We start from the raw sequence: 6058 nt of genomic DNA on the forward strand, positions 1-6058 counted from the left end.
ATGTTACCCTCGAACACCAACGCGAAGTTGCAGGCGAACCCGTCGCAGATTTACGAGTCAAGCATAGCAAATTAACAGCTTGTGAAATTAGCGGCGATCTGATTCCGACATTAATCGATGAAATTCCCATTTTGGCAGTAGCCGCCGTATTTGCCCAAGGAACCACAATAATTCGCGATGCGGCTGAATTGCGCGTCAAAGAAAGCGATCGACTGCAAGTAATGGCAGCAGCTTTAACTAAAATGGGTGCTAATATTACCGAATTGCCCGATGGTTTAGAAATTACAGGTGGTGGTTCTTTAGTCGGAGCCGAACTCGATAGTTGTACCGACCATCGGATTGCCATGAGTCTAGCGATCGCATCGATGATGGCAACCGGAACTACCACGATCGATCGCGCCGAAGCTGCCTCGATCTCTTATCCAACCTTCTTCGATTCGTTACGCAGTATTGCTAAATTATAGCATTCCAAATGCTTCGACAAAAGTATTGTAATCAGCATCGCTAAAACATGCAAAACTCACCCCGGCAATCGTTGGCGAAGCCTTTCGGAACGAAAATCGATCTCGCTCTAAAAACTCACACACCGTCTCTAGTGCAATTTGAGCAGACAGATCGATTGGGTAACCATATACCCCACAACTAATCGCCGGAAATGCGATTGTTTCAATCTGGTTTTGCTCGGCTAAAATTAGACTTTCTCGATAGCAACTAGCGAGTAATTCTGCTTCGCCACTATTGCCACCCTGCCAAATTGGGCCAACAGTATGAATTACATACCGAGCCGGAAGTCGATGACTAGCACGATCGCTAGATCGTACAACGCTAATTCTTCTGGAGTTCGATCTTTTTTAAATACAAAATATTCTACTACTGTCAGAGCTTGGCGATATTCTTGCTCTGTCTCAATTACTTTGGGCTGATACTTTGTCAGAAGTCGAGCATATTGCTCTTGGTTAAAAGTAAGGGTCATTTTCAATCCGACATATTTTTAATTGATTCGATCGATAATTATGCCAAATCGGGAAATTTTATCGATCGTCTACACAAATGCGATCGGATGGATAGAATTGATGCGTCAGGCGATCGCTGTGACACACCCTACGACGCAATAGGTTTGAGTATCACGAGTTGCTCTCCAACCTCGATGGCAATATTTCGCTAGGAACATGTTAATTTCTATTTACGCTGTGGGTACACTGAATAATGATAACTTTGCGCTTATCTATTCATAACCCCAAACAAGTATGATGAAATCTTTTATTTTTGCAGTTACCTCGATCGCATACATCTTATCTATTACTAATATTGCCGATGCAAAGGTTAAAAAAAGCTCTATCTTGCCACAAAATAGAGCCGATTTTAGTATGAATACCAAGCAAGATTCAACTATCACTTCTGCTATTTCTAATTCTGACATTAAAAATATTCATCAATCTATTGTCAAATATTATCACAAGTTAAATTCTGCATACCCATTGAAAAAAATACCTGATGAAGCAACAAACTCAGAAGTGCGTTTTTATGAAGTTACAAATAATTTAAAATTGACAGACTGGAGAAGGATAACTCAAACTGCTGAAACGGGTAGTGCTGAAGTAATAGCCAAGGTCGAAGCGATGGTTCTACTGAGAGAATATAGGATGTCTATTGAAAGAGATACTCAAGATAAAACAATAAAAACATCTTTGGTCGGTGTCAAAATTGTTAGATATAAAACCAAGATAAATGTGAGTAAATCTGATGGCAAGTGGTCAATTAGTGGAGACGAAATGATTGATGGCTCTGCCCAAGTAATGCCAATGCCCAAGAATTAGACATTATATTAAGTGGCAGAAATGTTGAACGAGCGATAGCCCTACAGATAAGGATCTGCCATGACAGCGAAAATCATCTAAGCTGTTAAACATTTAATTAATATCCTTCCACACCCGACACCCGACACCCCGCACCCTCTCAAAAAATCTAATATGTGATTTAGATGTTCGACAGCTTACACCCTCACCGATGAAGCTCCGGCTTTAGCAACCTATTCTTTCTTGGCGATCGTTCAAACATTTACCAAAGCTGCTAATGTATCGATCGCTCAGTAGGCTCTTACTGTATTTAAGAACTGATTTTTGACTCTGGGTTAGCGACAGCTCGATTGGGAGCTTGAGTTTTTATTCTCCATTTTTCAGCAATTATTGTTGCGCGATCGCTCATTTCTCTAAGCTTTTTCTCTCCGTCTTGAGCTATTTGTAGAATTTCAGCTAGCTCTGTTTCATTTAATGGCTGAGTACTCATAGATATTATTCCAAACGGTTTTTAATATTAATTACAACTGTCTTCGCTTCTAAAATTCGACCTAGTTATTCCGACAAGTCTTCTCCGCCTGCCTGAATATCGCTGCTAGATAGTACATCATCAGTAGTCACGTATTGAATAGTTTCTTTGATTTTCCTCCGAGTATTATCTAAAAATAGCGTGTAATTATTAAGGAGAGCAAATAACTGAATCGAAATGATATTATCTGGGAATAAGGTAATTCTTACTCTTACTAATTGAATAGCTTGAGATAATTCATTGTCGAAGTTATTCATTTCTCGATTTATCTGTTCGACCAGTATATTGAAATTAGGCGGTAGCGTCATCAGAAACAGTTGAACCGGGCGAACCGAATATACATATCGTAGCACCATCGCCAATTACTCCTAAATTCAGATTTAGCCAACTAGGCTACCACCAAAATCCCCAGAGATGTCAAAATGATGGTTTGGAACCATCCATCATTGCCAAAGCCACACATCACCAAAGATCTATGACAACCCAACCCTCGAAAATCGTCTACACCTTTACCGATGAAGCTCCGGCTTTGGCAACCTACTCCTTTTTACCGATCGTCCAAGCATTTACCAAAGCTGCTAATGTATCGATCGAGACTGCTGATATTTCCCTGGCTGGGCGGATTATTGCCGCTTTTTCAGATCGATTACCAGCCCAAAAACAGCAACCCGATGCGCTAGCGATGTTGGGGAAACTAGCGACGACTCCTGAAGCGAATATTATCAAACTGCCGAATATCAGTGCTTCTGTGCCCCAATTAACGGCGGCGATTGCCGAATTACAGGCGCAGGGATACGACATTCCTGACTATCCAGCGCAACCGCAGCATGAAGCGGAAGCGGCGATTAAGGCGCGGTATGGCAAGATTCTGGGGAGCGCGGTGAATCCTGTCTTACGGGAGGGAAATTCCGACAGGCGGGTGGCGGCGGCGGTGAAAAAATACGCCCAGAAGAACCCCCACAAAGTTGGTGCGTGGGCTGCTGATTCTCAGACTCATGTCGCCCATATGGAGAGTGGCGATTTTTATGGGAGCGAGCAGTCGGTAGTTATTAATGAAGCGGGGGCGGTAAAAATCGAGCTAGTAGCGGCGGATGGCGTGGTAACGGTGTTGAAGGAGCAGACGACGGTGACGGCGGGGGAAGTCATCGATGCGGCGGTGATGAGTGTCAAGGCGTTGCGGACTTTTTATGAAAAAGCAATCGCAGCAGCTCAGGCTGAAAATATCCTGCTCTCGCTCCATGTGAAGGCAACGATGATGAAGATATCAGATCCGATTTTATTCGGGCACGCCGTCACGGTTTATTATCGGGATGTATTTACCAAATATGCCGATACTTTTGCTCGATTGGGCGTGAATCCTAATAACGGCATTGGCGATGTTTATGCCAAGATTCAATCGCTACCGGAAGATGAACTAAAGGCAATCGAAGCTGACATTCAAGCAGTTTATAACAACCGTCCTCAATTAGCGATGGTGAATTCAGATAAGGGAATTACTAATCTGCACGTACCCAGCGATGTAATTATCGATGCGTCGATGGCGGCGGCAATTCGGACTTCGGGTAAAATGTGGGGCGCGGATGGTAAGGCTCAGGATACCAAAGCGATGATTCCCGATCGCTGTTATGCGACAATTTATCAGGAATGTATCGAGTTCTGTCAGGAGCACGGAGCATTCAACGTGACGACGATGGGAAATGTCGCCAACGTGGGCTTAATGGCGCAGAAAGCCGAGGAATATGGCTCTCACGATAAAACCTTTGAAATTGCCACAGATGGCGTGGTGCGCGTTCTCGATGCCACTGGAGCGACGTTAATGGAACACCCCGTCGAGCAGTGCGATATCTGGCGGATGTGTCAGACGAAAGATTTACCAATTCAAGATTGGGTAAAACTAGCGGTAAATCGTGCCAGAGCCACGGGTTGCCCGACAATTTTCTGGCTGGATGCCAATCGCGCTCACGATGCCAATTTAATTGAGAAGGTAAACCAATATTTATCAAACCATGACACGACGGGATTGGATATTCAAATTCTGTCACCTGTCGCGGCAATGCGGTTTACTTGCACCCAAATTAAAGCTGGTAAAAACGTTATTTCCGTGACGGGAAATGTATTGCGAGATTATCTCACCGATTTATTCCCAATTTTAGAATTAGGTACGAGTTCTAAGATGTTATCGATCGTCCCATTACTGGCTGGCGGCGGCTTATTCGAGACGGGTGCGGGCGGTTCGGCACCAAAACACGTTCAACAATTCGTCACCGAAGGGCATCTGCGCTGGGATTCTTTGGGCGAATTTTTAGCTCTGGCGGTAGCGTTAGAAGATGTCGGACAAAAGACAAATAATCCCGACGCGCTAATCTTAGCAGAAACGCTAGATAAAGCCAATGGTACGTATTTAGATAATGGTAAATCGCCTTCAGCTAAAGTTAATGAATTAGACAATCGCGGCAGTCATTTTTATATCGCAATGTATTGGGCACAGGAGTTAGCACAGCAAGATAAAAACCCTGAATTGAAGGCAAAATTTGCCAAGTTAGCACAATATTTAAGCGATCGTGAAGCAACTATTTTAGCTGAGTTAAATGACTCGCAGGAAAAGGCGATCGATATTGGGGGTTACTATCATCCTAATGAAGAGAAAGCAGTTCGGGCAATGAGATCGAGTGGGGTATTTAATAGTGCGATCGAGTTATTGGATTAGAGCGGTGTAATGTTGTGGGCGGTGCGATCGATTGCCATGACAATGTATGTGTATTTATGGGGGATAAACAGCCGCTAAGATCGCAATTTATCGCAGATTTAGCTATGATTCCTGATGAGGTTCATCTATTTGAAAGAAAACACATTTAATCGTGCTGCGAGAGATTTTCTCGAACCCACTTGCGTAAATTTTTCACCGACTGATTTACACCCTCGGTTTGACAATCGGCGAGAAACTCTAGCACTCTTGCCGGAGCTAACATCGAGAATGTCGGAGAGCGATCGACTACTACATATTTACCTGACTGCAACTGATAAAATATTAATTCCGCTCCATCATATCGCCACACCTCGCCAACTCCCAACGTCGCATATAAAGCGAGTTGGTTGAGCGAACTGCTGGTAATATCGATTTCTACTGCCAAATCTGGCGGCGGATCTTGAGTAAAATCTAGTTTAGTTTTGCCGCGCACTGCTAGTTCGTTTGCAAAGTAGTAACAGGAGTCTGGCTCTTTCCCTGCTGCGAGATCTGGACGTTTAATCGTCATCGAGCCGGAGGGAGCATAATCGAGATCGATTGTTTCGGCGATGGCTGATACTAGCCGCTCGATTAGTCGATTACTATGCTCGTGCTCGAATAATGGTGACATAAACTCTAAATTTCCTTGGTAGTAGCTCAGTCGCGCTTTTCCATCATCGCCGATCTCGGCAAGGAGACTTTCATAGAGCTGCCAACTGATATTTCGGAGGAAGGTTCTCTCTTCACCTGTATTGATAACTGTCAACATAGCTGTACCTCTCAATCTCTCTGAGCGATCGATTATCATAGCTTAACCCAACTTATCGATCGAAAACTATGGCAAGCATCATTCTTGCTTTTGTCGGCACTCAAAATCCCTATCTCGATTTATAGCCTCCGCCAAACTGGTTGTGGTTAAAAACCGCCAGAAAAGAGGATTAGGGGGTTTTTGACCACCCAAGAAAGGGAAAATTTAGTTCAACATTAAAGGGTCCACAAAAACCCAAA

The 6058-nt window shown here is 43.7% G+C and carries 8 protein-coding genes and 1 pseudogene; 4 read left to right on the top strand and 5 right to left on the bottom strand.

Annotation, left to right across the window (positions count from 1 at the left end; genetic code table 11):
- Positions 1-464, top strand: a 464-nt coding sequence (locus RMO79_RS06305) for a 3-phosphoshikimate 1-carboxyvinyltransferase (RefSeq protein WP_396136540.1), incomplete at its 5' end; no start/stop codon positions are given.
- Here the strand turns inward: RMO79_RS06305 and RMO79_RS06310 are convergent.
- Together RMO79_RS06310 and RMO79_RS06315 are read right to left on the bottom strand one after the other, a co-directional pair.
- Positions 459-830: a macro domain-containing protein gene (locus tag RMO79_RS06310; RefSeq protein WP_310482213.1), complete on the bottom strand. Its 372-nt coding sequence runs from the start codon at positions 828-830 to the stop codon at positions 459-461. The genes RMO79_RS06305 and RMO79_RS06310 overlap by 6 nt on opposite strands.
- On the bottom strand, positions 773-973 hold the full coding sequence (locus tag RMO79_RS06315; RefSeq protein ID WP_310482207.1) for a hypothetical protein: 201 nt from the start codon (positions 971-973) through the stop codon (positions 773-775). The genes RMO79_RS06310 and RMO79_RS06315 overlap by 58 nt, the downstream gene beginning before the upstream one ends.
- A 274-nt stretch (positions 974-1247) precedes the next feature.
- On the opposite strand from RMO79_RS06315, the gene RMO79_RS06320 reads away from it, so the two are divergent.
- On the top strand, positions 1248-1817 hold the full coding sequence (locus RMO79_RS06320) for a hypothetical protein (RefSeq protein ID WP_310482208.1): 570 nt from the start codon (positions 1248-1250) through the stop codon (positions 1815-1817).
- A 177-nt stretch (positions 1818-1994) separates the two neighbouring features.
- Positions 1995-2084: pseudogene (locus RMO79_RS24455) on the top strand (NADP-dependent isocitrate dehydrogenase); the annotation flags it as partial.
- Positions 2085-2106: 22 nt separating this feature from the next.
- On the opposite strand, the gene RMO79_RS06325 reads toward RMO79_RS24455, so the two are convergent.
- Entirely contained in the window at positions 2107-2286 is a 180-nt protein-coding gene (locus RMO79_RS06325; RefSeq protein WP_310482209.1) for a hypothetical protein, read from the bottom strand.
- Positions 2287-2351: 65 nt separating this feature from the next.
- Complete coding sequence (locus RMO79_RS06330) at positions 2352-2681, bottom strand: hypothetical protein (protein ID WP_310482210.1); 330 nt, start codon at positions 2679-2681, stop codon at positions 2352-2354.
- 119 nt (positions 2682-2800) lie between these two features.
- Between RMO79_RS06330 and RMO79_RS06335 the strand changes: the two genes are divergently transcribed.
- Complete coding sequence (locus tag RMO79_RS06335) at positions 2801-5032, top strand: NADP-dependent isocitrate dehydrogenase (protein ID WP_310482211.1); 2232 nt, start codon at positions 2801-2803, stop codon at positions 5030-5032.
- A 145-nt stretch (positions 5033-5177) separates the two neighbouring features.
- Here RMO79_RS06335 and RMO79_RS06340 read toward each other — a convergent pair whose 3' ends face one another.
- Positions 5178-5819 carry a Uma2 family endonuclease gene (locus RMO79_RS06340; protein WP_310482212.1) on the bottom strand — a complete coding sequence of 214 codons (642 nt, stop codon included), beginning with the start codon at positions 5817-5819 and terminating at the stop codon, positions 5178-5180.
- Positions 5820-6058 lie beyond the last annotated feature (239 nt).

The sequence above is a fragment of the Chamaesiphon sp. VAR_48_metabat_403 genome, assembly GCF_031422475.1.
Classification (GTDB): domain Bacteria; phylum Cyanobacteriota; class Cyanobacteriia; order Cyanobacteriales; family Chamaesiphonaceae; genus Chamaesiphon.

Excerpts from the sequence above, each read along its gene's own strand:
- RMO79_RS06325 (WP_310482209.1), bottom strand. The coding sequence starts at position 2,286 with ATGAGTACTCAGCCATTAAATGAAACAGAGCTAGCTGAAATTCTACAA.
- RMO79_RS06335 (WP_310482211.1), top strand. The coding sequence starts at position 2,801 with ATGACAACCCAACCCTCGAAAATCGTCTACACCTTTACCGATGAAGCT.
- RMO79_RS06320 (WP_310482208.1), top strand. The coding sequence starts at position 1,248 with ATGATGAAATCTTTTATTTTTGCAGTTACCTCGATCGCATACATCTTA.
- RMO79_RS06330 (WP_310482210.1), bottom strand. The coding sequence starts at position 2,681 with ATGGTGCTACGATATGTATATTCGGTTCGCCCGGTTCAACTGTTTCTG.
- RMO79_RS06340 (WP_310482212.1), bottom strand. The coding sequence starts at position 5,819 with ATGTTGACAGTTATCAATACAGGTGAAGAGAGAACCTTCCTCCGAAAT.
- RMO79_RS06315 (WP_310482207.1), bottom strand. The coding sequence starts at position 973 with ATGACCCTTACTTTTAACCAAGAGCAATATGCTCGACTTCTGACAAAG.